Source organism: Streptomyces sp. NPDC050548, from assembly GCF_044457385.1.
Lineage (GTDB): Bacteria > Actinomycetota > Actinomycetes > Streptomycetales > Streptomycetaceae > Streptomyces.
Window position 1 is genome coordinate 41,673 of sequence record NZ_JBITGV010000016.1, and the last position, 23,988, is coordinate 65,660.

At 72.1% G+C, this 23,988-nt stretch carries 17 protein-coding genes; 4 read left to right on the plus strand and 13 right to left on the minus strand.

Annotated elements, in window-relative coordinates; all coding sequences use genetic code 11:
- Window positions 1-12: 12 nt before the first annotated feature.
- Entirely contained in the window at window positions 13-504 is a 492-nt protein-coding gene (locus ACIBJH_RS35475) for a hypothetical protein (RefSeq protein ID WP_399121052.1), read from the minus strand.
- Between the two features lie 199 nt (window positions 505-703).
- On the opposite strand from ACIBJH_RS35475, the gene ACIBJH_RS35480 reads away from it, so the two are divergent.
- Window positions 704-2,863 (plus strand): MMPL family transporter, encoded by a 2,160-nt coding sequence (locus ACIBJH_RS35480; protein ID WP_399121053.1) that lies wholly within the window; start codon window positions 704-706, stop codon window positions 2,861-2,863.
- A 13-nt stretch (window positions 2,864-2,876) separates the two neighbouring features.
- Here the strand turns inward: ACIBJH_RS35480 and pepN are convergent, their stop codons facing one another.
- Entirely contained in the window at window positions 2,877-5,309 is a 2,433-nt protein-coding gene (gene pepN / locus ACIBJH_RS35485) for an aminopeptidase N (RefSeq protein WP_399121055.1), read from the minus strand.
- A gap of 242 nt (window positions 5,310-5,551) precedes the next feature.
- Window positions 5,552-6,301 carry an IclR family transcriptional regulator gene (locus ACIBJH_RS35490; protein ID WP_399121056.1) on the minus strand — a complete coding sequence of 250 codons (750 nt, stop codon included), beginning with the start codon at window positions 6,299-6,301 and terminating at the stop codon, window positions 5,552-5,554.
- 207 nt (window positions 6,302-6,508) lie between these two features.
- Here ACIBJH_RS35490 and ACIBJH_RS35495 point away from each other — a divergent pair, with 207 nt between their 5' ends.
- Window positions 6,509-9,343 carry a BTAD domain-containing putative transcriptional regulator gene (locus ACIBJH_RS35495; RefSeq protein ID WP_399121058.1) on the plus strand — a complete coding sequence of 945 codons (2,835 nt, stop codon included), beginning with the start codon at window positions 6,509-6,511 and terminating at the stop codon, window positions 9,341-9,343.
- Here the strand turns inward: ACIBJH_RS35495 and ACIBJH_RS35500 are convergent.
- Together ACIBJH_RS35500 and ACIBJH_RS35505 are read right to left on the minus strand one after the other, a co-directional pair.
- Window positions 9,321-10,361 carry a CynX/NimT family MFS transporter gene (locus ACIBJH_RS35500; RefSeq protein ID WP_399121228.1) on the minus strand — a complete coding sequence of 347 codons (1,041 nt, stop codon included), beginning with the start codon at window positions 10,359-10,361 and terminating at the stop codon, window positions 9,321-9,323. The genes ACIBJH_RS35495 and ACIBJH_RS35500 overlap by 23 nt on opposite strands.
- Window positions 10,346-10,567: a hypothetical protein gene (locus ACIBJH_RS35505; protein WP_399121238.1), complete on the minus strand. Its 222-nt coding sequence runs from the start codon at window positions 10,565-10,567 to the stop codon at window positions 10,346-10,348. The genes ACIBJH_RS35500 and ACIBJH_RS35505 overlap by 16 nt, the downstream gene beginning before the upstream one ends.
- A 138-nt stretch (window positions 10,568-10,705) precedes the next feature.
- On the opposite strand from ACIBJH_RS35505, the gene ACIBJH_RS35510 reads away from it, so the two are divergent.
- The gene (locus ACIBJH_RS35510; RefSeq protein ID WP_399121060.1) at window positions 10,706-11,182 is read left to right on the plus strand and encodes an Lrp/AsnC family transcriptional regulator; all 477 of its coding nucleotides are present in this window, start codon (window positions 10,706-10,708) and stop codon (window positions 11,180-11,182) included.
- Here ACIBJH_RS35510 and ACIBJH_RS35515 read toward each other — a convergent pair.
- The 6 genes from ACIBJH_RS35515 to ACIBJH_RS35540 are packed head-to-tail and all read right to left on the minus strand — an operon-like array spanning window position 11,179 to window position 19,093.
- On the minus strand, window positions 11,179-12,150 hold the full coding sequence (locus tag ACIBJH_RS35515) for a PDR/VanB family oxidoreductase (RefSeq protein ID WP_399121061.1): 972 nt from the start codon (window positions 12,148-12,150) through the stop codon (window positions 11,179-11,181). The two genes, ACIBJH_RS35510 and ACIBJH_RS35515, sit on opposite strands and share 4 nt — an antisense overlap.
- The gene (locus ACIBJH_RS35520; protein WP_399121062.1) at window positions 12,140-13,576 is read right to left on the minus strand and encodes a glutamine synthetase family protein; all 1,437 of its coding nucleotides are present in this window, start codon (window positions 13,574-13,576) and stop codon (window positions 12,140-12,142) included. The genes ACIBJH_RS35515 and ACIBJH_RS35520 overlap by 11 nt, the downstream gene beginning before the upstream one ends.
- Before the next feature lie 5 nt (window positions 13,577-13,581).
- The gene (locus ACIBJH_RS35525) at window positions 13,582-14,934 is read right to left on the minus strand and encodes a Rieske 2Fe-2S domain-containing protein (RefSeq protein WP_399121063.1); all 1,353 of its coding nucleotides are present in this window, start codon (window positions 14,932-14,934) and stop codon (window positions 13,582-13,584) included.
- A gap of 30 nt (window positions 14,935-14,964) precedes the next feature.
- Window positions 14,965-16,911 (minus strand): primary-amine oxidase, encoded by a 1,947-nt coding sequence (locus ACIBJH_RS35530; protein WP_399121064.1) that lies wholly within the window; start codon window positions 16,909-16,911, stop codon window positions 14,965-14,967.
- Window positions 16,908-18,443 carry a gamma-glutamyltransferase gene (locus tag ACIBJH_RS35535; RefSeq protein WP_399121065.1) on the minus strand — a complete coding sequence of 512 codons (1,536 nt, stop codon included), beginning with the start codon at window positions 18,441-18,443 and terminating at the stop codon, window positions 16,908-16,910. The genes ACIBJH_RS35530 and ACIBJH_RS35535 overlap by 4 nt, the downstream gene beginning before the upstream one ends.
- Complete coding sequence (locus ACIBJH_RS35540; RefSeq protein ID WP_399121066.1) at window positions 18,440-19,093, minus strand: cyclase family protein; 654 nt, start codon at window positions 19,091-19,093, stop codon at window positions 18,440-18,442. Before ACIBJH_RS35540 ends, ACIBJH_RS35535 begins: the two co-directional genes overlap by 4 nt.
- Before the next feature lie 137 nt (window positions 19,094-19,230).
- On the opposite strand from ACIBJH_RS35540, the gene ACIBJH_RS35545 reads away from it, so the two are divergent.
- Window positions 19,231-19,935 (plus strand): GntR family transcriptional regulator, encoded by a 705-nt coding sequence (locus ACIBJH_RS35545; RefSeq protein ID WP_399121067.1) that lies wholly within the window; start codon window positions 19,231-19,233, stop codon window positions 19,933-19,935.
- A 20-nt stretch (window positions 19,936-19,955) separates the two neighbouring features.
- Here ACIBJH_RS35545 and solA read toward each other — a convergent pair whose 3' ends face one another.
- Window positions 19,956-22,532 (minus strand): N-methyl-L-tryptophan oxidase, encoded by a 2,577-nt coding sequence (gene solA / locus ACIBJH_RS35550; RefSeq protein ID WP_399121068.1) that lies wholly within the window; start codon window positions 22,530-22,532, stop codon window positions 19,956-19,958.
- On the minus strand, window positions 22,529-23,986 hold the full coding sequence (locus tag ACIBJH_RS35555; RefSeq protein WP_399121069.1) for an aldehyde dehydrogenase family protein: 1,458 nt from the start codon (window positions 23,984-23,986) through the stop codon (window positions 22,529-22,531). Before ACIBJH_RS35555 ends, solA begins: the two co-directional genes overlap by 4 nt.
- Window positions 23,987-23,988 lie beyond the last annotated feature (2 nt).

A 23,988-nucleotide genomic window follows, 5' to 3' on the forward strand; every position in this document is an offset into this window, starting at 1 on the left:
CCGGGGACGGCGCTATTCGGCGATCCTGGTGGCCGCTTCCACGTTCGGCCAGCGAGCGAGCGAGATCATCGCCAGCACCCGGTGGATCAGATAGCCGGCCAGCGGCAGTTCGGCGAAGACCGCGAGGGCCGCCGCCGACCAGACGTCGTCGGTGCCGAAGGCCAGCGACACGTCGAACCACGCGTCGCAGATCAACAGCGCCGCCGAGAAGACCGCCGCCACGATGACGCCTCGGTTGCGCCGCCAGCCGAGCAGCGCGGTGGCCGCCATCGAGAGCACGAGCAGGACGTCGAACCCGACCCAGGTCACCCGCCACTGGTGCACCTCGTAGGCGGACGGCAGCGTGACCGCCAGCAGAACCGTCCACGGGACCAGCCCCACGGCGCAAACGGTCAGCAGCTCCAAGGTGTGCCGCCGGTGGCGCCGGGCCCGCTCCAATATGTCGGGCGGCGGAGCCGGGGTGTCTGTCACCTGCCGTATGTCGGCCTTCGACGTGTCGTTCACCTTGACTGCTCCGTTCTCAGGAGTCCGGTCATGATCCGGTACCTAAGGCTGAAACAGCCCTGGACCGCGCTCTCTTCCCGAGGTGCGCGCACGCGGATTCTGTGCTTCCGGATCCCGTCAAACCGGATGGATTATCCCGATAGCGGATGAACGGGGCCGCGGGCTAGACTCGCGCAACCTACGACGCGGGGAGTCCGGCATGCGACGGTGGGCCGAATTCGTACTGCGGCACCGCAAGGCGGTCGTGGCGTTCTGGGGTCTTGTGCTGATCGCCGGCATCGCGCTGGCAGGCCGGACCACGGACCGACTCACGATCGACTTCTCGCTGCCCGGCCAGCCCGGCACCGTGACCGCGCACAAGATCGAGAAGGCCTTCGGCAGCGGCGGCGACACCAATCCCTATCTCGTGGCGGTCACCCTGCCCGCCGGACAGACCGTCACCGGCCACGAGGCGGACGTCGGGCGCGTGTTCACCGCCGCCGGCACGGCCGCACCGGGACTGCGGGTCATCGACGAGGCGAACACCGGTGACAAGGCGTTCCGGACGAAGGACGACCGCACCGCCTACGCGCTGGTGTTCTACCGGTTCAACCCGTCACCCAGCCAGAAACTGCTGACCGACCCGATCCGGACGGCCGCCGAGAAGGCCGCGCCGGCGAGCGCGACGGTCGGCGTGACGGGCGAGGACCCGCTCGCCTCCGGCGGCGACGACGGGGGCGGCCCCGGAGTACTCGGCGAGACCCTCCTCGGCGCCCTCGGCGCACTCGCCGTCCTCGCCTTCGTGTTCGCGTCCTTCCTGGCCCTGCTGCCGCTCCTGGTGGCCGCGGTGTCGATCCTCGCGACCTTCGTGATGCTGCTGCCGCTCACCTACGCCACCGACGTGTCGTTCATCGTGCAGTTCCTGGTCGCCCTGATCGGCCTCGGCGTCGCGATCGACTACTCGCTGCTCTTCGTCACCCGCTGGCGCGAGGAGCGCGACCGCGGCCGGGACAACCACGACGCGGTCGTCGTCGCGATGCAGCACGCCGGGCACGCGATCGTGTTCAGCGGCGTCACGGTCGCCATCGGCCTGCTCTCCCTGGTCGTCCTGCCCGTCCCGTTCCTGCGCAGCATGGGCTACGGCGGAGCGCTCATCCCGCTCGCCAGCGTGCTGACGACGCTCACCCTGACCCCCGCGATCCTCGGCGGCATCGGACCCAAGGTCGACTGGCCCAAGATCCGGCACGAGAACCGGGCGAGCCGCTTCTGGAGCCGCTGGACCGCCGCCGTCGTACGGCGCCGCTGGATCGCGGCCGGTGCCGCGCTGGCCGCCCTCGCGGCCCTCGTCGGCGTCTTCCTCGGCATCAAGATCGGCCTCGCCTCCTCGGAATCCCTCGCCAAGAACGGCCAGGCCTACGACACCCTGCGGACCCTGGAACGCGGCGGCGTCCCGACCGGCGCGCTCACCCCGATGGAGGTCCTGGTCAGCACCGACCAGGCGAAACGCGTCGCCACCGCACTCACCAAGGTCGACGGTGTCAGCAGCGTCTTCGTGCCGACCGGACCCGCGGGCAACCAGGGCGGTCAGAGCATCGTCGTCGTCATCCCCGACACCGAGACCGTCAACTCGAAGAGCGTCGACGTCGTCCGACGGGTCAAGACCGCCACCGAACACCTGCCCGGCGCCGTCGGCGTCGCCGGAGTCGGCGCGGCACAGATCGACTTCCTGCACGCCGTCTACGGCAACTTCCCGCTGATGCTCACGATCATCGCGCTGCTCACCTACATCCTGCTGGTGCGCGCCTTCCGCTCGCTGCTGCTGCCGCTGAAGGCGGTGCTGCTCAACCTGATCTCACTGGCGGCGACCCTCGGCCTGATGGTCCTCTTCTGGCAGGACGGACACGGTTCCAACGCGATCTTCGGCATCGCCGCCACCGGGGCCGTCACGTTCTGGATCCCGATCATGATCTTCGCGTTCCTGTTCGGACTGTCCATGGACTACGAGGTGTTCATCCTCACCCGTATCCGGGAGGAGTACGACGCCGGCCTCTCCACCGACGACGCGGTGGTCGAGGGCATCGGCCGCACCGGCCGCCTCGTCACCAGCGCCGCACTCATCCTCTTCCTCGCCTTCGCCGCACTCGCCTCGGGACCGGGCACCGACCTCAAGACCCTGGCGACCGGCCTCGGGATCGGCATCCTGCTGGACGCGACCATCGTGCGGATGCTGCTCGTACCGTCCCTCGTCTCCCTGTTCGGCGGCTGGAACTGGCACCTGCCGGCCTGGGCGGCCCGCCCGCTGCGCGTCCAGCCGTCCTCCCCGCACCCGGAACGGCAGGCACCCGGGCCGACGCCACCCGGGAACCAGTCCTCCGTCTAGAACAGGGCGCGGTTCAGGCGCCGTCGGCCCGTGCGCGGAGCATGCGGCTCACCTCGTCCGAGCGCTCCAGGAGCGTGGTGCGGACCACCGGCACCGCCTCCCGGGACGCCTCCTGGGCCCGCTCGATGTACGTCGGGTCGATGGCGTGCAACGGGAAGAGGCGGTGCGTGTAGCTCATCGCCAGGAGCATGCCTCCCTGGTGCAGCTTCGGGATCGACTCCAGATAGCGTTCGGCGTACGGGGCCAGTAGCGCGTCCTGGCCCGGGCGCCAGAAGGCCGCCGCCACCAGGCCCATCGAGTTGACGGGGACGGCACGGTCCACGGCGAGCTGCTGCCAGACCTCCGCCTTCGTGGCCGCGTCGGGCAGCGCGGCCCGGACGGTCAGGGCGCGGGTCCAGGCGTCGGGGTCCGGGTCACGGGCGAGCAGGAGTTCGGACTCCGCGGCCACGTCCCCGCCCAGTTCCGCGTCGCGGACCAGCGCACGCCAGTGCAGGTCCACGTCGGCACCGGCCCGTTCGCGGAGCCGGTCGAGATCCTCCCGGGTCGTCGCGGTACGGGCCAGCCCGCGCAGTGCGACCTGACGGCGGCCCGGGTCGGCGGCGAGCCGGAGACAGGCCGCCGCCACCGCGGCCGACAACGCGGTCCGCTCGGCGGCCGGCGCCCACAGCTCCGCGATGTTCGCGGCGAGGGTCAGATACGGCTCGATCACCGCGTCGGACGTCTCGGCCGCCAGCAACGCGGTGAGGCACCGCCCCGCCTCCGCCGCCGTGGCCTCGCCGGTCGTCAGCATGTCCCAAACGGTGGCCGCGGCCACGCCCCGCGAGATCGCCGTGGGCAGCCGCGCCGCCGTGCGGAACAGTGCGTCCCTTGTGGCGGGGTCCGGGCGGGTCGTGGCGAAGGTCAGGTCGTCGTCGTTGATCAACAGCACGTCGGCGGGCGGGAGTCCGGTCACCGGGGTCCGGGTCTCGGTGACCTCGACGCGCACCAGCGCCCGGCGTTCCAGCGCGTCGCCGTTCTCCCCGTACGCGCCCACCGCCAGCACCTGCGGGCGCGGGGCGCCGTCGGCCACCAGCGTGAGGGTGTCGCCGTCGCGCTCCAATGTGAAGCGGTCGGTGCCCGCCGTCGTCAGCCAGGCCGTGCGCCACGTGTCCAGGTCGCGGCCACTGACCTCCGACAGCGAGTCGATCAGGTCCTGGAGCGTGGTGTTGCCCCACGCGTGGCGGGCGAAGTAGGCGGCCATGCCGGTCCTGAAGTGCTCTTCCCCGACGTACGTCTTGAGCTGTTGAAGGACCGAAGCGCCCTTGGGATACGTGATGTTGTCGAAGATCGACGCGGCCTGGGCGACGTCGTGGATGGGCTGGTGGATCGGGTGCGTGGCGGGGCCCTGGTCGGACAGGTACGCGCTGATCTTGCCGATCATCAGATGGCCCGCCCACGCGTCGGTGTGCCGGGTGGCGCGCTCGGCGGCCCAGTGGCAGGCGAACTCCGCGAACGCCTCGTTCAGCCAGAGGTCGTCCCACCAGCGCATGGTGACGATGTTGCCGAACCACATGTGCGCCATCTCGTGCAGCAACACCCTTGCCAGCAGGCCGTGTTCGGCGGGAGTCGGCGCGGCCCGTCGCAGGAAAGCGTCCGACCACGTCACACAGCCGTAGTTCTCCATCGCCCCGCCGAACTCGGGCATGAAGACCTGGTCGTACCTGCGCTGCGGGAACGGCATCGCGAAGGCCTCGGCGTAGAAGGCGAGGCCCTGGCGGGTGAGGGTGAAGATCTCCTCGGCGTCACGGTCGAGGATCTCGGCGAGCGAACGGCGGGCGTACAGGCCCAGGCTGTGGCCGTCCACCTCCCGGCGGACCTCGTGGAAGGGGCCCGCGTTGATGACCGTGTTGTACGTCGACAGGGGCGGGGTGTCCGGGAAGGTCCACCGGCGGGCCGCGCCCAGCTCCTCGACGTCCGCGTCACCGGAGTTGCTGGTGACGGTCCACGCGGCCGGGGCCGTGACGGTGAAGCCGTGCGGCGCCTTGAGGTCGGGCTGGTCGAAGCAGGCCCACACGAAGCGGGCCTCGTCCGGCTCGAAGCTCATCCACACGTACACCTCGCCGTCGCCGGGGTCCGTCGCCCGGTGCACGCCCTCGCCGGTGGTGGTGTCGGCCTGCACGCTCTCCACGCGCAGCACGTTGTGCGCGGCGAGCCCCGGGAGCTGGATCCGCCCGTCCTCGCCGGGGCCGACCTCGATCCCGTTCAGCGTCGCGCTCAGCACCCGCGCCGCGCAGTCCACGAAGGTCGCCGCGCCCGGCTCGCGACACGTGAACGCCACGGTTGAGACGGAGCGCACCTCCGGCCCGTCGGGCAGCGCGGTCAGATCGACGTCCACGTCGTACCGCTCGACCGCGATCAGCGCGGCCCGGTCCTCGGCTTCGGTGCGGGTCAGGCTTCGGATCCCCATGTGTCCTCCCTCGGCAGACAGCGGCCGTAAGCCTATGACGGAGATCGCCGGGGAGCAGAGGATTTTCGTCGCCGCGCGGACGGACCGGCGACGGGGCCGGTCGCCCACGCGAGCCCCGGGCGGAGCCGCCCTCGTCCGTGGCGCCGCGCGGAGCGTTCCGCGCACTCGCGGACAGGGCCGTCGCCGCGGCCCGGTGCTCATCCCCGCACGAGCGCCGGGCCGCGTCGTCGGCCCCCCCGGTGTCACCGCCCCCGCAGGCCCATGCCGATGACCCGGGCGGTATGGCGGGCGGCCTCCGCGAGCCGCTCCAAGTGGTGTGCCGGGTCCGTGAGGACACACAGGGCGGCCAGGGGCGCGGCGCTCGTGCCGAACAGCGGAACCGCCGCACAACACACCCCGCTCACCACTTCCTCCCGGTCGAACGCGGCACCCCGCTCACGGATCGCGGCGGCGTCCCGCGCCCAGGACGCGGGCAGCGGCCCCGGCGGCGACGCAGGACCGGCCATGGCCACCAGGACCTTGCCCGCCGCGGTGAACCACGGCCAGGTCATCCGGGTCTGCAGCGGATCGGGCCGTTCGGCGTCGTCGGGACACCACTCGACCATCAGCGTCTCGCCCTTCCACAGCACGGCGATCCCCACCGTCGTGCCCGTGAGCTTCGTCAGCCGGCGCATCGGTTCCCGGGCGGCGGCCCGCAGCCGGGGATGCGGCTGCCAGGCCTGCCCGAGGCGGAACATCCGCGGGCCCACCCGGTAACTCCCCCCGCACCGCTCGACCGCGCCCAGGTCCGCCAGCTGCTCCAGCAGCCGGTACGCGGTCGTCTTGGGCAGCCCGCAGTCGGACGCCAGTCTGGTCGGCCCGGCCTCCACGGCCCGCTCCACCGCCTCAAGCAACGCGAAGGCGCCCTCCAGCACACTCCTTCCGCCGGCGTTTCCCGTGGCGGCCGGTAACGCCTCCGGCCGCCGTACCGGCACCCGTGTCCCAGGTGCCATCACTTCCCCTGTGATCACACTTCTCGCCCCCGTTTGCCTGTTGTGCAGCCGCCAGGCGACGGCCCTGCCGTGGTGCCCGAACGGCGCCCCGGTCCGGGCCCGTTCACTCCCCAGCAGACTGGCACCGGTGTGTGACAGGAAACCTTGTCGAAGGCTTGTCGCGCCGCGTACACGTCTGTGAAAGAAAGGAGGAGGCTTTGTGCGGGGGTGGCGCACACCATGGTGGACGTGCAGTTGCTGGGGCCGGTGGAACTGTCGGCGGCGGGGCGCGCCGTGGAGGTGGGCCCGCCCCAACGCCGTACCGTGATGGCCGCGTTGGCCGTGGACGTCGGCCGTCCCGTCGCGGTGGACGTGGTCATGGAGCGGGTCTGGGGCACGCGCGCGCCGGACGGGGCGCGCGGCGCCGTGCACGCCCATGTCGCCCGGATCCGGCGGGTGTGCGAGCAGGCCGCCGAGACCGCGCGGGAACCCTTATCGGTGGTACGGCGCTCCGGCGGCTACCTCCTGGAGGCCGGCCCTGACCAGGTGGACGTGTACAGATTCCGGCAGTTGGTGGACCAGGCAAGGACCGCGGGCCCGTCCGACCCGGAGCGGGCACGGCTGCTGCGCGAGGCGCTCGACCTCTGGCGCGGGGAGCCGTTGTCCGGTCTGCGCGGGCAGTGGGCGGCCCGGATGCGCGAGGCCTGGCGCCGCCAGCACCAGGACGCAGCGGTCGGCTGGGCCCGCGCGGAACCGGTCCACAGCGACCCCGCGTCCGTCATCGGCCCGCTGACCGGCCTGCTCGCCGAGTACCCGCTCGCCGAACCCCTCGCCGAGGCGCTGATGCGGGCCCTGCACGAGACCGGCCGCAGCGCGGAGGCCCTGGACTGCTACGCGGCCGTCCGCAAGCGCCTCGCGGAGGAGCTGGGCACCGACACCGGACCGGCACTGCGCCAGTTGCACCAGACGATCCTGCGCGGCCACCGCTCCGGCCCCGCCAAGCGGCCCGAACCGTCCGAGACGGCCCGCTCGGCCCAACTGCCCGCCCAACTCCCCATGGGCGTACGGGGGTTCACCGGCCGCGACGAGGAACTGGCCCGGCTTGAGGCGATCCTCGCCTCGATGGAGGGCGAGTCCGCCGCCGTGATGATCTCGGCGATCTCGGGCATGGCGGGCGTCGGCAAGACCGCGCTCGCGGTGCACTGGGCCCGACGGGTCGAAAGTGCCTTCCCCGACGGGCAGTTGTACGTGAACCTGCGCGGCTTCGACCCGCAGGGCGCGGTGATGCCCCCGACCGAGGCGGTCCGCGGATTTCTCGACGCGCTGGGAGTACGACCGGACCGGACACCGCCGGGCCTCGAAGCCCAAGTCGGCCTGTACCGCAGCCTGTTGACGGGACGTCGGATGCTCGTCGTCCTCGACAACGCCCGCGACGAGGAACAAGTACGCCCGCTGCTGCCGGGGGCGGTCGGCTGCATGGCGCTGGTGACCAGCAGGAACCGGCTCACCGGGCTGGCCGCGACCGAGGGCGCCCATCTGCTCGCGGTCGACCCGTTGACCCCGGACGCGGCACGGGACGTTCTGGCGGAGCGGCTCGGGGTGGGCCGGGTGGCCGCCGAACCGGAGGCCGTGGCGGACGTCGTCACCTGGTGCGCGGGACTCCCGCTGGCCCTGGCGGTCGTGTCGGCCCGCGCCGCCGCGCAGCCACGACGCCCGCTCGGCCCGCTCGCCGAGGAACTCCGCGAGGTGGCCGGCCGACTGGACGCGCTCGACGGCGGCGAGGAGGCCAGCCAGGTACGGGCCGTGTTCTCGTGGTCCTACAGCGCGCTCAGCCCGGCCGCCGCCCGGCTGTTCCGGCTGCTCGCCCTGCATCCGGGCCCGGACCTCTCACGGCACGCGGCAGCCGCCCTGGCCGGCGTTCCGCCGGGACGCGTCCGCGGACTGCTCGCCGAACTGACCGGCGGGCACCTGCTGACCGAGCACGCTCCGGGACGGTACGCGTTCCACGACCTGTTGCGTGTCTACGCGGGGGAGTTGGTGGCCGCGTACGACGACGAGTGGGAACGGCGTGCGGCCCTGCACCGGATGATGGACCACTACCTGCACTCCGCGCGTGCGGCCGACGTCCTGGTGACCCCGCAGCCCAACCCGGTCGCCTCCGCCGCGCCCAGAGCGGGCGCGAACCCGATGGTGCCCGAGGACTACGGCAGAGCGCTGGCCTGGCTCGTCGCCGAACACCCGGTACTGCTGGAGATCGTGCGGCAGCCACCGCCCGGCTTCGACGGCCATGTGTGGCGACTGGTCACCGTCCTGACCACCTTCCTGGACCGGCACGGCCACTGGGAGGCCCTGCTGACCGCCGGTCACAGCGCGCTCGTGGCGGCCGAACGGGACGGCGACCTGGCCGGAAGAGCGGGCGCCCACCGCGGACTCGGCCTGGCCCTGGACCGCCTCAAGAGCCCGGAACCGGCCAGGGAGCACTACTTACAGGCACTGGAACTCTTCGCCGAGCTGGGCAGCGACGCGGGGCAGGCCCGCACCCATCAGCATCTCTCGCGGATGTCGGGCACCCAGGGCAACCCCGCACTGGCGCTGGAACACGCCCACCGGAGCCTGGGGCACTACCGGGTGGCGGACGACCCGGCGGGCCAGGCCGCGGCGCTCAACATCATCGGCTGGATGGAGGCCCAACTCGGCGCACACCACAGCGCGTTGGCGCACTGCGAGCAGGCGCTCGAACTCGCCCGTGCGGCCGGTGACGTGGACGGACAGGCCCACATCTCCGACAGCCTCGGCTACATCCACCACCAACTCGGCCGCCACCAACAGGCCGTCGACCGCTACCGGGAGGCGGCGGCCCTGTTCCGCGCCACCGGCGAACGCCGCAGCGAAGCCACCTGTCTCCGCTGCCTCGGCGACAGCCACCACAGCGCCGGCCAACCCGACGCCGCACACGAGGCCTGGACCCGCGCCCTCGCCCTCACCGACGAACTCGGCCTGCCCGACGACGATCCCCTCCGCACCGATCTCCGCGACCGCATCAGCGAACTGCCCCTGCCGTAGCGGACTTCGGCAACCGCGAGGAGGCGTCCCCGTTGCCGAGCCCGAGGCTGAGGAGGGCACCGAAGACCGCGCAGCCGCAGGTGATCCACCAGGTGGAGTGCCAGCCGCCGATCCGGGTCGCCAGCCACGCGGCGATCGTGGGGCCCACGAAACTGCCCGCGTTGAAGAGCTGCTGGATCAGCCCCATGGTGGCCGGGGCCGATCCGCCCGCAGGCGTCAGCCCACCGATCATGCGCAGCAGGGTCGCGGGTATCGCCCCGCCGGTCAGCGAGAAGGCGACGACACACAGGAACTGCCAGGCGGTACCCGCCGGGACACCGTGCCAGTCGACGGCGAAGGCCGGCAGGGAGGTCGAGGCCATCAGCGCGAAGGCGGGCACGACGACGGCGCGCACGGCCAGGCCGCGTTTCAAGAGCGCCGCCGTGCCGATCGAACCGACGGCGTTCACCGCACCGACCACGGCGCTCAGCACCCCCGGCCAACTGCCCGTCATCCCACCGTCGCGGTAGACGGTCGGCAGGAACCCGACCACGGCCATCCACGGCAGCGTGTAGCAGGCGAAGACGAGCCCGGCCGTCCAGGGAGCGGGAGCCCGGACGGTACGGCCGATGCGGGCGAGGGCAGCCGCCGCCCCCCGCGCACCGCCCGCGTCGTCACGCGGCACGCGGGCCAGCACCCACGGCAGCGGCGCCAGCGCGACCACCGCCATGCCCCACCACCACACCCGCCACGACACCAGCTGAAGGGCCGACGCGCCGACCACGAGCCCGGCGAAGGTGGAGATCCCCTGGTAGGCGCCCCAGAAGCCCATGGCCGTGGTGAAGCGGCCCGGCGGAGCGGTACGCCGGATCAGCCCCGGACCGGTCACCGCCACCAGGATGAAACCGGCCCCCTCCACCGCCCGCGAGACCAGCAGCGGAGTCGCCGACCCGGCGAATCCACCGCCGGCCGAACCGAGGAACAGCAGGACAAGCCCCCCGCTCAGACAGCGCCGCTCACCGATCAGCTCGGCCAGCAGCGAGACGGCAAGTCCCCCCCCAGCATCCCGGCCAGTTGGACGATTCCCAGCAGGGTCCCGGCCTGGACCAGACTCAACGACAGATCGTGCCGCAGGTACGGCAGCGCGGGCGGCACCTTCCACACCTGGAGCCCGGCGGCGACCCCGCCGGACACGACGACGATCCAGGAGCCACCGGTACCGGCGGGGTACGACTTCGAAGCCATGACGGCGGTCCTTCAACGGAACGGAGGCGGGAGACGGCCCACCACCTAGACCACGCGCCAGGGCAGCAGCGCAACACAGGTCTTCTCCATTGCGACAGATGCTCAATAGAACGCGATCTCAGTGCCAGAATGCGCACCATGACATCGATGGATTCCTTGGACGCCCGGATCGTCCTGGCCCTGGACGACGACCCGGACGCCACGATCCTCGCCCTGGCCCAGACCCTCGGCGTGGCCCGCAACACCGTGCACGCCCGGCTGCGGAGAATGGCGGCCGAGCACGCCCTCAAACCCTTCAGCCGCCGCGTCGACCCCGCCGCCCTCGGCTACGGCCTGGTCGCGTTCATGTCGCTCGCGGTGAGCCAGGCCGAACCCGAGAGCGTCCACGAAGGCCTGCTCGACCTGCCCGAAGTCATCGAGGTGCACTACACCACCGGCGACGCCGACCTCCTCGCCCAGGTCGTCGCCAGGGACACCACGGACCTGCACCGCATCACGAAGGCGATCCTCGCCATCGACGGAGTCGACCGCACCAGCACCGCCATCTCACTGGCCGAGGTCATCCCCTACCGACCCCGGTCCCTCCTCAACCGCCTTGCGGAAGGCGGCGCTTAGAGGTCCAGTTCCAGCACCGGCGAGTCGCAGCGGCTCACGCAGATCATCATCGTGGTGGCGGTAGGGCGTTCGGACGACTCGATCACCGTGTCGCGGTGGTCCGGGAGTCCGGCCACGACCGCCGTCTCGCAGCTGCCGCAGTAGCCCTCCTCGCAGGAGTAGGGGATGTCCGGGAGTCTCTCCCGTACGACGTCCAGCACGGAACGGTCGGCTGGCACGGTCAGCCGCAGTCCTGAACGGCTCAACACGACCTCGAACTCCCCGGCAGACGTGCCGAGTTGGTCGGCAGCGGTGAAGCGCTCCAGGTGAAGCACCCGTGCGGAGTCCGGTGTCCGGCACAGCTCCGTCACCGCGTCGAGCATCGGCTGCGGGCCGCAGGCGTAGACGGCGTGCGCGGGCGGGGTGGTGGCGAGTTCGGCGGCCAGGTCCGGCAGGCCCGCCTCGTCCTGAGGTACGAGCAGCACCCGTTCCCCGCCCAGCGCCACCAACTCCTCGGCGTACACGAGCCGGGACCGGTCGCGGGCGCCGAGGACCAACCGCCACGGCAGACCGCGTGCGGTGAGTTCGCGGGCCATCGGCAGCAGCGGGGTGACGCCGATGCCGCCGGCCAGCAGCAGATAGCCCTCCGCGGGCACCAGCGGGAAGCGGTTGACCGGCCCGCGCACCTCCAACTCCCGCCCCACCAGGGCGGTTTCATGGATCTCCCGGGAACCGCCCCGCCCCTCGGGCACCCGGTGCACGGCGACCGTCCATGCCTCCGTGTCCGTCACCTCTCCGCACAGCGAGTAGGCACGCCGGAGCCCCGAAGGCAGGGTCAACTCCACGTGTGCTCCCGGCTCCCACGAGGGCAGGGCGCCGTCGGTGGCCCGCGTCAGCCGCAGTTCCACCACGTCATGGGCGACCCAGCGGACCTGCCGGACCAGGAGCCGTTCGGTCGTCGCGGAGGGGGAGTCGAGGTCAGAAGACACGGAAGTACTCCCGCTGTTCCCAGTCGGTCACCTCTTGGCTGAAGCGGTCGATCTCGGCCCGCTTGATGCTCGCGTAGTACGCCACGAAGTCCTTGCCGAGCCGGTCGGCGAGCATCCGGTCGGACTCCAGCGCGTCCAGGGCCTCGCCCAGCGAACGAGGGAGCGGTTCGGCGCGGGCCGCGTACGGCTCGTCGGCAGCCGGTCCCGGTTCCAGTCCGCCCGCCACGCCTTCCAGCCCGGCGGCGAGTTGAGAGGCGAGGTACAGGTAGGGGTTGGCGGCCGGCTCGCCGATCCGGTTCTCCAGCCGGGTGGACGAGGGTCCGTCCCCCAGCACCCGCACCATCGCCCCGCGATTGTCCCGCCCCCACACCGCACGGTCCGGCGCCAGCGACAGCGAACGAAAGCGCTTGAAACCATTGAGAGTCGGGGTCGAGAACGCGCTCGTGGCCCGCGCGTGCCGCAGCAGCCCGCCGAGAAAGGCGGTCCCGTACGGCGACAACGGCGGCCCGGACGCGGTGAGTTCGCCGTCCTCCGGTGCGAAGACACCCACGCCGTCCCGCACCATGCTCTGGTGCAGATGCCAGCCGCTGGAGAACACGCCGGGAAGATGGGGGCGGCACATGAAGGTGGCGTGGTGGCCGTGGCGGGCGGCGACCTGCTTGACGGCGCTGCGCAGCAGGACCATCGCGTCGGCCGTGCCCAGACCGTCGGCGGGCTGGAGGGTCAACTCGACCTGGCTGGGACCGAATTCGACCTCCAGACTACGCAAGGGCAGCCCCAGGCCCTCGATGTTCGCGCGCAGGACGTCGAGGATGGGATCGAGTTCGTCGTAGCGCAGCTCGCTGAGGTACTGGTAGCCGTGGTTCAGCATCCCGACCTCGGGCGCGGCTCCGGGCTGGCCCTGGTCGCCGGGGCCCAGGCGCGGATCGTCGAGCCGGAAGAGGTGGAACTCCACCTCCAGACCGGTGCGGTAGGTCAGTCCGTCGGCCTGGTCGAGGACCGAGCGCAGCAGCCCGCGCGTGCACAGCGGGACCGGCGTGCCGGAGGTGAAGCGCAGGTCGCACAGCAGCCAGCCGGTGCCCGGTGACCAGGGCAGCATCCGGAAGGTCGACGGGTCGGGCACCATCACCATGTCGGCGGCGCCGCGCAGTTCGGGCAGCCCGAGCGGCGTCTCCTTGGTGAAGAGGGGGAAGACCGTCCGCCCCGAGGTGTCCTTGGCGAGCAGGGACGAGGCGATGCCGGTGCCGTCGCGCAGCACGTTGGGCAGTTCGCCCACGGTGACGGTCTTGCCGCGCAGCAGACCGTGCTGGTCGGCGAAGACCAGCCGTACCACCGTCATCCCGCCGCTCTCGGCGCGCCCGAGTATCTCCCGCGCGGCGGCGGCCTGTTCGGGGGTCCACAGGCCGTGGCGTTCGATGAATCCCACGCGGCTCAGCCGTCCGTTCCCAGCGGCTGCGCCCAACTGCTGTCGGCGCGCTGCTTGTCGGTGACGGCCGTCCAGTGCTCCTGCCACCCCTCGGTGGGCCCGATCCCGTCCAGGGCGACCGGACCGTGCAGCCGCGCCGCCGCCTCGGCCGGCAGCACCAGCGGCGGGTCCTCACCGCGCTCGACCGCGGTGATGGCCTCGCCGAGCATCCGCCGATACATGACGATGGCCTTGTCGGAGCGGCCCAGATGCTCACGCGTACGGTCCTGCACGGACCCCTGCCCCTCCACCGCCCACTGGTCGTGCACGTTGATGTCGAAGCCGAGCCCGGTGTACGTCGTCGTCCGCTGCTCGACCGGGTCGTAGCCGTAGCCGTTCTCGCGGCCGAAGCGTGGCCGGTAGTCGGGCAGGGTGACCGCGCCGACCCGCTGCCGGCGCATCTCCACCTGGTCGACCGGGCCGCCGACGCTGGTGAACAGGGCATACCAGTAACTGGAGTTGTCGTCGATCGGCACATGCCACTGGGTGATCGCCGTCTCCGCGTCCAGCGGGATGTGGAAGGCGTGCGGGAACACCTGGTGGGTGATGCGGACATGGGTACGGCTGCCGTCCATCGGCAGGCCCCGCGTGTCCGTTCCGTCGAGCGTGCGCCGGGCGGTGATGCGGATGCCGTACGGGGTGCGGGCGGCGTCGATGTCGGGGCGGCCGTACTCGCGCAGGATCTTCGTCATCGGGAGGTCGGTGCCCTGGGATGCGGCGCGGAACTGTTTGCCGTAGCTGTCGGCGGGGTCCTCGTCCTGGAAGAAGCGGTGGAGGTAGGAGGCGTGGGCGGGATCGATGCCGACCTCCAGGGCCTGGAGCCAGTTGCACTCCAGCAGCCCTTTCCAGGCGAAGGCGTGGTCGGCGGGTGCCTGGAAGCAGTCCAGGGCGGGGAGTTGGGGCGGTTCGCCGGGGCCGAGGTAGCCCCAGATGATCCCGTTGATCTCGCGGACCGGGTAACTGCCCAGCCTCACGCGGGACTTGAGCGGGCTGTCGACGGGCTCGGCGGGGGTGTCGAGGCACGAGCCGTCACGGGCGAAGAGCCAGCCGTGGAAGCAGCAGCGCAGCCCGCCGTCCTCCAGGCGGCCGAGCGCCAGGTCGGCGCCCCGGTGCGGGCAGCCCCGGTCGACGAGACCGAGTTCGCCGTCCTCGTCACGGAACAGGACCAGGTTCTGGCCCATCACCTTGGGCGCCACCAGCGGTCGTACGCCCGCGAGTTCCTCACTCAGGGCGATCGGCTGCCAGTAGCGGCGCATCCACTCACCGGCCGGGGTACCGGGTCCGGTCCGGGTGAGCCGGGTGTTCTCTTCCTCGCGCATGGGACGCCTTTCGGGGGAGGGGTGGCGCGGTCAGCCGCAGCAGTGGTCGGGGGCTGCCGGGCTCGGTGTGTGGCAGGAGGCGGGGGCCGGAACGTCGAGGGCCGGGTTGCGGTCGAAGAAGCCGTCGGGCTCCAGGCGCAGCCGCGCCTTGGCCACCGGCATCACCGGCCACTCCTCGGGGCGCGGGAAGTGGTGTGAGCCGACCGTGGCCCACAGCACGAGGTCCGTGCCGTCCAACGACCGGTTCTCCTCCTGCCACTTGTGGACCCCGTCCGCGCCCGGCTCGGCCTGGTTGGGGTACTCGCCGCCGACGAACCGCCGCTGCGCGTCGTAGGCCGTCGCCCACAACTGCCGCCCCACGAAAGGCGCTCGGCGGGCGCACACACTGTCCTCGCGCACCGGCAGCACCGCCGTGTTCTCCAAGTGCACGCGGTATGCGGTCGGTTCACCCATCCGGTTGCGGGACTCGGTGCTCTCCACCCGCCAGTGCAGCGCGCGGGACGGGTCGGTGCGCCGGGCGCCCTCCGACTCGCTGAGGATCGGCCGCAGCACGGTCTGGGCCGCGTTGCCGTACGGGTCGAGGACCGGGTCGGGTTCGTGCTCGGCGGTGACCTCGACCAGCCGGTTGGGATCGCCGTCCACCGCCATGTCGAGGCGGACGCTGAAGAAGTGCTGGTGGTTGGTGACCGCGACGTTCGGCGCGACCCGGCGCGCGTACGGCGTCGCCTCGTCCTCCTCGACACCGGTGGCGGAGAGGATGCCGGTCATCTTGATCTCCAGCATCACCGAACCGTCCTGGTACAGCGACCAGTAGAAGCCGTAGTCGTAGTTGGCGACGGTCGCGAACGCCGAGATGATCAGCCGGCGCGAACGGCGCACCTCAGTACGGCCCGTGCGGCCGTCGTGGTGCTTCCAGAGGATTCCGTCGTCCTCCTCGTGCACACAGACGGCGTTGGGAATCAGCCGGGGCACGCCGTCGCCGCCGAGCACCGCCGCGTCGAAGTACTGGATGACACCGAGGCAATCGCAGCCCAGCGCAAGGGAGTTGGTGAGCGGGCCCGCGCCGTACTCGCCCCAGTCGAAGAAGTTCTTGCGGTACTGGGTGGAGGCGGTGTCGAAGTAGGGCACGTACATCTCGTTGACGGCCGCACGCCGGATCACCTGGCGAGGACTCTTCCCGGCCGCGGCGAAGGCGAGGTCGTGCAGGACCAGCCCCTCGCGATGACTGAAGCCGACCCGCACCGACCACCCCTGCCAGTCGATCCGCTGCCCGGTGACAGTGAAGCTGGGGCCGTCCGGCTGGACGACCTCCAGCGGCTTCAGCCCAGGGCGCTCGGCCACCGTCCCGGCCGCGAAGACGCCCGACTCGTCCGACAGCGGCACGACCCCGTGGTCCTCGATGTACAGGACCTCCATGGACTCCATGTCGATGATCGGTACCACGCCCTGCACCGGCCGGGCGTAGCCGTTGTCGTCCTCGTCGGTGCGATGCCAGACGCTGCCCCAGGTCAGCCGGCGGCCCGCGTACTCGGGCGGTTCGAAGCCGCCGATCGACTCCGGATCCACCATCACCAGCGACACGTCGTGGATACCGCGCAGCGCGAGCGCCTCCCGGAAACGCGGATCGGCGCGGCAGGCGGCAGCGGCCTGCCGAGCCTCCTCCGAGGAACAGCCCGGGCTGCGGACGTCCAACTCCCGCCAGGCGGTGGTCTGCGGCTTGTCGCCGAGTTCGAGATCGACCTCGAAGGCATGGCGGGCGGAGGGCGAGAACACCACCGCGCGGGCCCGCCGGGCGTCCCCGGGCGCGGCACGGCGGGCGTGGTCCTCGTCCAGCGCCACACCCCAGAACCGCGAGTCGTCGGGCACGCGGGTGTCGGCCCTCAACACCCCTACGGCCGTGGCGAGTTCGGTGACGGTGAGGGGGTCCAGCGGATGCGGTGCGTCGGCCGGTACGGGTTCGGGGGCGAGAGTGCTCACAGGGAACTTCCTTCCAAGATGGTGCCGCCGTCGGCGCGGGGATCGGAGGCGCCGTCCAGCCGACCGCCGACGGACAGCCGTACGGCCTGGGTGTGACCGGCGAGATCGGTACGGCCCGGCGCCACGACGACCGGAACCGCTGACGGGAACGCGCCAGCGGGGACGGATCCGGGTTCGGTCAGCAGGGTCTGTGTCTCGTGGCCGATGTCGCGGGCGCCGATCACCCACCTGGACCGGTCCAGCACGGCTGCCGGATCGGCTGCCGGGTCCATGAGGTCGGGCACGGTCTGGGCGAGGATCTGCGGTTGCGCCCGACCGCCCTGGCAACCGGCCGCGAGCAGCAGCTCGGCGGACCGGCCGAGCACCGGGCACAGGGTGTGCGGGGGACGCAGGCCGGGGCCGATGAGGGCCGGATGGCCGGGGAGCAGACTGAACGCCGAGCCCCGGTTGTGCAGCACGATGCCCGTCTCCGGGTCGCAGATGCCGGAACCGAAGGTCTGGTACACGCTCTGGATCAGCGAGACGGCCAGCCCGGACGCGTCCACGGCGGTGATCGCGACGGTGTCCCCGGCGGGCCGGAAGGACGGCTCGGGCGGTTGCGCACCGGCGAGCGCGGCCGGGCGCAGCAGTCCGTCCAGGTCCACGGACGCGGGCCCGAGTGGATCGCCGAGCAGCAAGTCCCTTGCTGCCGAGGCATCTTGGCAGCGGGCGGCCAGTACACCGGTGCGCTCCGGTTCGGGCAGCTTCGCCACGGAAGCCGCGGTCTCCAGCACGGCCAGCAAGCTCGCTCCCTGACTCGGCGGCGGCGCGGTCCACCACCGCGTACCGGCCACGTCCAGCGTCAACGGCTCGGCGCTCGCCGCCTGATGAGCCGCGAAGTCGCTCGCGGTGAGTGAACTCCCGGCCCGGCGCAGGCCGTTCACCAATGCCTCGGCGACCGCGCCCCGGTAGAAGGACGACGGATCGTCGGCGAGCGTGCGCAGTACGGCGGCCAGCCGGGGCTGGGGGAGCGGGTCGCCCTCGTCGAGGGATGCGCCCTCGGGGCCGGTCAGCAGCGCGGTGAGGCCGGGGTCCGCGGCGACCTGCGGGGCCCGCTCACGGACGGCACGAGCCAGACCCGCCGAGACGGTGGCCCCGTCCTCGGCCAGATCGGCGGCATCCCGCAGCGCGGCGGACAGGGCGCCGGGTGTGCCATGGGCCTCGGCGAGCGCGGCCCATCCCGCCACCACACCGGGCACGGTCACCGTCTGCGGGCCCTGCGCGGGCATCCGCTCGTCGGCCGCGCGCAAGGCGTCGACGTCCACGGCCTGTGCGGCGGCCCCCGCCGAGAGGATCGCGCGTACCGAGCCGCCGGGGGCGTGGACGAGGGCGATCAAGTCGCCGCCCAGGGAACACTGGTGGGGATAGACCACGGTGAGAGCGGCGGCCGCCGCCAGCGCCGCGTCCACGGCGTTGCCGCCCCGCTCGGCCGCACGCCGGGCGGCCGTCAGCGCCGCCGGGTGCGGTGCGGCGAGGATCAGGTCGGTCGTCACGCTTCGTCCCTCGGGAACAGCACGGTTCGGGAGGGAGCGGCCTCGGCGCCCTGCAGAGGCAGGGGGAGGGAGATCATGTCGTAGACCCCTGCCGGTGTGTGCAGGAGGTCCACCACTTCCAGGATCAACACCTCGGCAGCGCACAGGAGTTGGTGGGTCTCCCAGTGGGTGGTGTAGGCGACCGCCTCGATGCTCAGATAGTCGATGCCCGCGGTGCGTACGCCGGCCTCGATGAGCCGTTCCGCGCCGTCCGGGGCCAGTCCGACCCACTGCCGGGCCTTCCACGGGCTGCGCAGTACGCCGTCGGAGTTGCTGGTGCGCAGCAGCACGCGTTCCTCGGTGCCGAGGCCGGCCGCGTCGAGATCGGCGGCGGTGATCTGCTCCTTGACGTGGGTCAGATCGAGGACGCGGGCGGTGCCGTTGAGGGCGGACAGGTCGAGCCGGTCGACCGTCTTGCCGCCGTCGATGAAGTGGGCCGGAGCGTCGATGTGGGTGCCGGTGTGGGCGCCGATGCGCCAGCGGCTCACATTGGAGGGATCGCCCGCGGTGCGGGACTCGACGATCTCCACCTCGGGCCGGCGGCCCCAGTGCAGCATGCCGGGGTGGATGGGAACGGACACGTCGATCGCCTTGGCGAAGTCCAGATTCATGCGGCCCTCCTATTGGATGCGGATATCATGGAAGTGGATCCAAAAATGCGTGGCTGTGGACGCCCCGGGCCGCGTGGGAAACTGCTCCACCACCGCGCACCCCCCGACCGCCCCCGAGAAGGGTTTGACCGACTCCCATGACCCCCCAGACTGACGACGAACCCCTCGTCGACGACATCGCGGCCCGTATCCGCGCGCGGATCATGAACGGCGAGCTGGCGATCGGCAAACCGCTGCGCCAGGCGGCGCTGGCCACCGAGTTCGGGGTCAGCCGCACACCGGTGCGCGAGGCGCTGCGCCAGCTCCAGAACGGCGGGCTGATCGAGATGCAGCCGAACCGCGGTGCGGTGGTCCGGGTGCCCGCGCCCTGGGAGGTGCGCCAGGCGTACGAGGTGCGCGCCGAACTGGAGGGCATGGCCGCCCGGCGCGCCGCCTCCCGCATCACGGAACGCGGGCTCGCCGCACTGCGCGAGCACAACGCGGTCCTGCGCGAGGCGGTGGCGCGGGCCGCCGGTGAGGGGACGGGAGGCGGTAGCGCCGCGACCACGGCGGCGAACGACTGCTTCCACACGGTGATCTGCGAAGCGGCCGACAATCCCTGGCTGAGCCGGATGATCGACCGGATCAACGAGAGCTTCCCGCGCAACGTCTCCTCGCTCGCCCTCGCAGGTGACGAGCGCCATCGGCAGCTCAACATCCGCGAACACGAGGCCGTGATCGAGGCGTTGGCCGCGCATGACGCCGACCGTGCGGACGTGTTGATGCGCGAGCACGTCATCAGTTCCGGGGAGCATCTGACGGCCTGGTACGAGCGCCGGTCCCAGACGGTGTTCCACGGCTGAGTGGATTGTGTGGCGCCGCCTCATGAGGTTCCGCCGGGAAAGAGTCGGGTCGGCGACAGGAAGTCCAGGTCCGGGCGGGCGATCCCGCACACGAGGTCGGCCAGCGCCTCACCGATCGCCGGTCCGAACTTGAACCCGTGGCCCGAACACGCGGACGCCACCAGCACCTGCGGTACGCCCGGCACCTCGCCGACCAGGAAACGCCGGTCGGCGGTCATCGTGTAGAGGCACGTCAGGCTCTCGGTCACCGGCCCGGCGCCGGGCAGCACCTGGGCCACCGCCTCGGTGAGCAGGGCGAGTTCGGCGTCGGTCGCTTCGGGGCGGGCGGCCTGCGGTTCCCAGGTCGGGCCGCTGTCCAGTCCCGCCTTGAGGCCGCGGCCGTCGGTCGCGGGGAACCCGTACAGCAGGCCCTGCGGCAGATCGACGGAGAAACTGCCCAGACCGGAGGGGCCGAGCGGGCCCGCCGGGTCGGCGGCGAAGTAGGCGTTGACGATCCGAGTGACCGTCAGATGCGGGGCCAGGGAAGGGACTTGGGCTGCGGTCCAAGGGCCGGTGCACAGCACCAGGCGGCGGGCGCGCAGGACGGACTCGCCGGTGCGGACCACGACCTCGTCGCCGTCCGCTTCCCAGCCGAGGACGGGAGAGTTGTCCTCGATGCGCGCTCCGGACCGTTCGGCCAGGCCTAGTTGGGCGCGGAGGGTCTCCTGCGCGTCGATGATCCCGGCGCGCGGGTCGTGCACCGCGGAGAATCCGGCGGGCAGCCGCAGCCCCGGGAAGATCCGTGCCGCCTCTTCGGCGTCGACCTCTCGGCAGCCGGGGCCGCGCAAGGGGTCCGGGCGGTCGTTCGGTGCCGCGTACAACCCGCCCGTGATGTCCAGCAGTTGGGCCTTCGAGGCGCCTTCCAGCTCCGTCCATGCTCGGTAGGCGGTGTCGACCAGGGCGTCCCAGTCGGGGTGGGGGTAGGCGCGGCGGATCATCCGGGTCGCCCCGTGCGAGGAGCCCAAGTCATGCCCCAGGCCGTACTGTTCGAGCCCCAGGGCGTCGAGTCCGCGCGCGGCGAGGTGCCGCAGGGTGGCACTGCCGTGGACGCCGAGACCGACCACGATCGCGTCGTGGGTGTGGTGGGGGGTGCGCGTGTGCGTGGCCGCGGGCGAGGGTGCGGGCGCCGCGTGTTCGCTGCCCGGTACCCGGGCCTGAGAGTTCGTTGGCGTTGGCGTGACGTGGGAAGTTCCGGGGGACGGCACGGGCGTCGTGGGGCCGGTGTCGCGCTGCGTGCCGTGTACGGCATCGGCCTCCCGCCGCGAGTCTCCCGCCTCCGGCTCCCGTCGGCCCGCGCCGGACGCCGTACCGCGCCCCTGCAAGCAGACGATCTCCCGAACCGCCTCCACCAGCGCGTCCAGATCGTCCTCGTCGTTGTAGACGTGGACGGAAGCCCGGACCACCTTGGTCAGTCCCCGGTGGTCCATGTCCCAACGGCCGTGTCCTGCCGGTACCGCGATCAAATGGACGCGGCGGTAGGCGAGTTGACGCTGCATTTCGGAGGCGTCCAGCCCGTCGACCACGAAGGTGACGATGGCGCCGCCCGCGGCCGGCGGGTCGGTGACCTGGACGCCCGGGAGCGCGGAGAGGCGTTCCCGCAGCGAGGCGGCGAGGACGGCCAGGTGCCGGGCGACGGTGTCCACGCCGAGCGCGGCGAGATCGGTCAGGGCGGCGCCGAGGCCGAGGCGCAGCGCGTGTGCGGCCTCCCAGAGCTCGAAGCGTTTGGCGTCCGGCACCAGTTCCCAGCTGCGCTCGGCCGTCCATACGGCGCCCCGGACATCGGGTGCCTCGGGGGCGAGCCGGTCGAGAAGGGGACGGCGGACCGCGAGCAGGCCGGTGCCGCGGGGTCCGCGCAGGAACTTGCGGCCGGTGCCGATCAGCAGGTCGCAGCCGATGGCACCCATGTCCACCGGCAGCTGACCGAGGGACTGCGTGGCGTCCAGGAGGAAGGGCACCCCGTGGGCGCCCGCCAACGCGCCGATGGAGGAAGCGGGTTCGACCAGCCCCGAGGACGTCGGGACGTGCGCAGCCGTCACCAGAGCCGCGGGCCCGGCCCGCAGCGCCGCCTCCAGAGCCTCCAAGTCCACCGCGCCGTCAGGGCCGTTGGGCAGCAGCTCGACCTGGACACCGTGATCGCGTTCGACCGACAGCAGGTGCAGCGCGCTGCTGACATAACTGGAGCGGGCCGCCAACACCCGGTCGCCGGGGCGCAGTCGAAGCGCCGACACGGCCCGCTGCCAGCCGGCCGTCGCGCTCTCGACGAGGGCGACCTCCTCCAGCCGGGCGCCGAGGAGTTCGGCGGTACGCGCGTAGACGGCCTCCAGCGCGGGAGCCGCGTGCTTCGCGGCCTCGTAGCCGCCGGACAGGCTCTCCGCGCGGAGGTGGTCGATGACCGCCTCGACGGTGCCGTTGGCGAGCAGGGCCGCGCCGGCCGAGTTGAAGTGGTGACCGGTGAACGAGCCCGGGGTGCGGGCGCGTTCGGCCGCGACGTTCAGGGTGCGTGGGGGCGGGGGACTCGGGGGCGAAGCGGCCGTACCGGCCGTGACGGGCGCGCTCACAGGGCGATCGTCACGCTCTTGAGCTCGGTGAACCCGTCGACGGCGGCGTCGCCGAGGTCCCTGCCGAGGCCGGACTGCTTCATCCCGCCGAAGGCCACGGCGGGGTCGAACTCGTTGTACGTGTTGACCCACACGGTCCCCGCCTCCAGCGCGGCGGCCGTGCGATGGGCACGGGCCAGGCTGCCGGTCCACACGCCGGCGGCGAGCCCGTACTCGCTGTCGTTGGCCAGCGCGATCGCCTCCTCCTCGCTGTCGAAGGGCAGGATGGCGGCGATCGGGCCGAAGATCTCCTCCCGGGCGATGCGCATGTCGGGGGTGACCTCGGTGAACACGGTCGGCGGCACGAACCAGCCCGGCCCGGGCAGCGGTTCGCCGCCCACGGCCACCTCGGCGCCCTCGGCGCGGCCCAGTTCGACGTAACCGGTGACGCGGTCGTACTGCTCCTGCGACACCAGCGGACCGATGTTGATGCCGCCCGAAAGACCCGGGCCGATCCGCAGCGACTCCACGGCCGGTACCAGCCGGTCCAGGAACTCCTTGACGATTCCGCGCTCCACCAGCAGCCTGCTGCCCGCCGTGCACATCTGCCCGGAGTGCCCGAACACCGCGCGTACGGCGTTCGGTACGGCGGCGTCGAGATCCGCGTCGGCGAAGACGATGTTGGGTGACTTGCCGCCCAGTTCGAGCGTGAGCCGCTTCAACGACGGTGCCGCCGCGGCCATGATGTGCCGCCCGACCTCCGTCGAGCCGGTGAAGGACACCTTGGCGACACCGGGATGGGAGACCAGCTCCGCGCCCGTACGGCCGTCACCGGTGAGGACGTTGACGACGCCCTCGGGCACGCCCGCCTCCAGGCAGAGCGCCGCCAGCCGCAGTGCGGTGAGCGGGGTCTGCTCGGCCGGCTTGACGACGACCGTGCAACCGGCGGCCAAGGCGGGCGCGAGCTTCCACGCGGCGATCATGAAGGGGAAGTTCCACGGCAGTACGGCGGCCACCACACCCACCGGTTCACGGACGCTGTACACGTGCCGGTCGGGGGCGGCCGCGTGCACGGTGCCCTCCAGCCGGGTCGGGGTACCCGCGAAGTGGCGGATGGCTTGCAGCCCCAACTCCACATCGCCACGGGCGCGTTCGATGGCCTTGCCGTTGTCCAGGGTGTCCAGTACCGCCAGTTGCTCGGCGTCACGCTCCACAAGATCGGCGAGACGCAGCAGGACGTCCCGGCGCTGCCTGGGCGGCAGCCCGCGCCAACGGCGGTCCCGGTGAGCGGTGTCGGCGGCCTCGACCGCCGCCGTCACCTCCGCCGGACCCGCCTGGGCGACCGTGGTGAGCTGTTCCCGGGTGGCCGGGTCGAGCACCGGTATCCGCTCCGTCGCGGTGCCGGTGGTCCACTCGCCGCCGATGAGCATGGGCTCGCAGTCCGGCAGCCGGGGGAGCACGATGCTGGGGTCCACGG

Coding starts and splice junctions, on each gene's coding strand:
- ACIBJH_RS35545 (WP_399121067.1), top strand. CDS start 19,231: ATGACCCCCCAGACTGACGACGAACCCCTCGTCGACGACATCGCGGCC.
- pepN (WP_399121055.1), bottom strand. CDS start 5,309: ATGGGGATCCGAAGCCTGACCCGCACCGAAGCCGAGGACCGGGCCGCG.
- ACIBJH_RS35510 (WP_399121060.1), top strand. CDS start 10,706: ATGACATCGATGGATTCCTTGGACGCCCGGATCGTCCTGGCCCTGGAC.
- ACIBJH_RS35490 (WP_399121056.1), bottom strand. CDS start 6,301: ATGGCACCTGGGACACGGGTGCCGGTACGGCGGCCGGAGGCGTTACCG.
- ACIBJH_RS35525 (WP_399121063.1), bottom strand. CDS start 14,934: ATGCGCGAGGAAGAGAACACCCGGCTCACCCGGACCGGACCCGGTACC.
- ACIBJH_RS35505 (WP_399121238.1), bottom strand. CDS start 10,567: ATGGCTTCGAAGTCGTACCCCGCCGGTACCGGTGGCTCCTGGATCGTC.
- ACIBJH_RS35480 (WP_399121053.1), top strand. CDS start 704: ATGCGACGGTGGGCCGAATTCGTACTGCGGCACCGCAAGGCGGTCGTG.
- ACIBJH_RS35540 (WP_399121066.1), bottom strand. CDS start 19,093: ATGAATCTGGACTTCGCCAAGGCGATCGACGTGTCCGTTCCCATCCAC.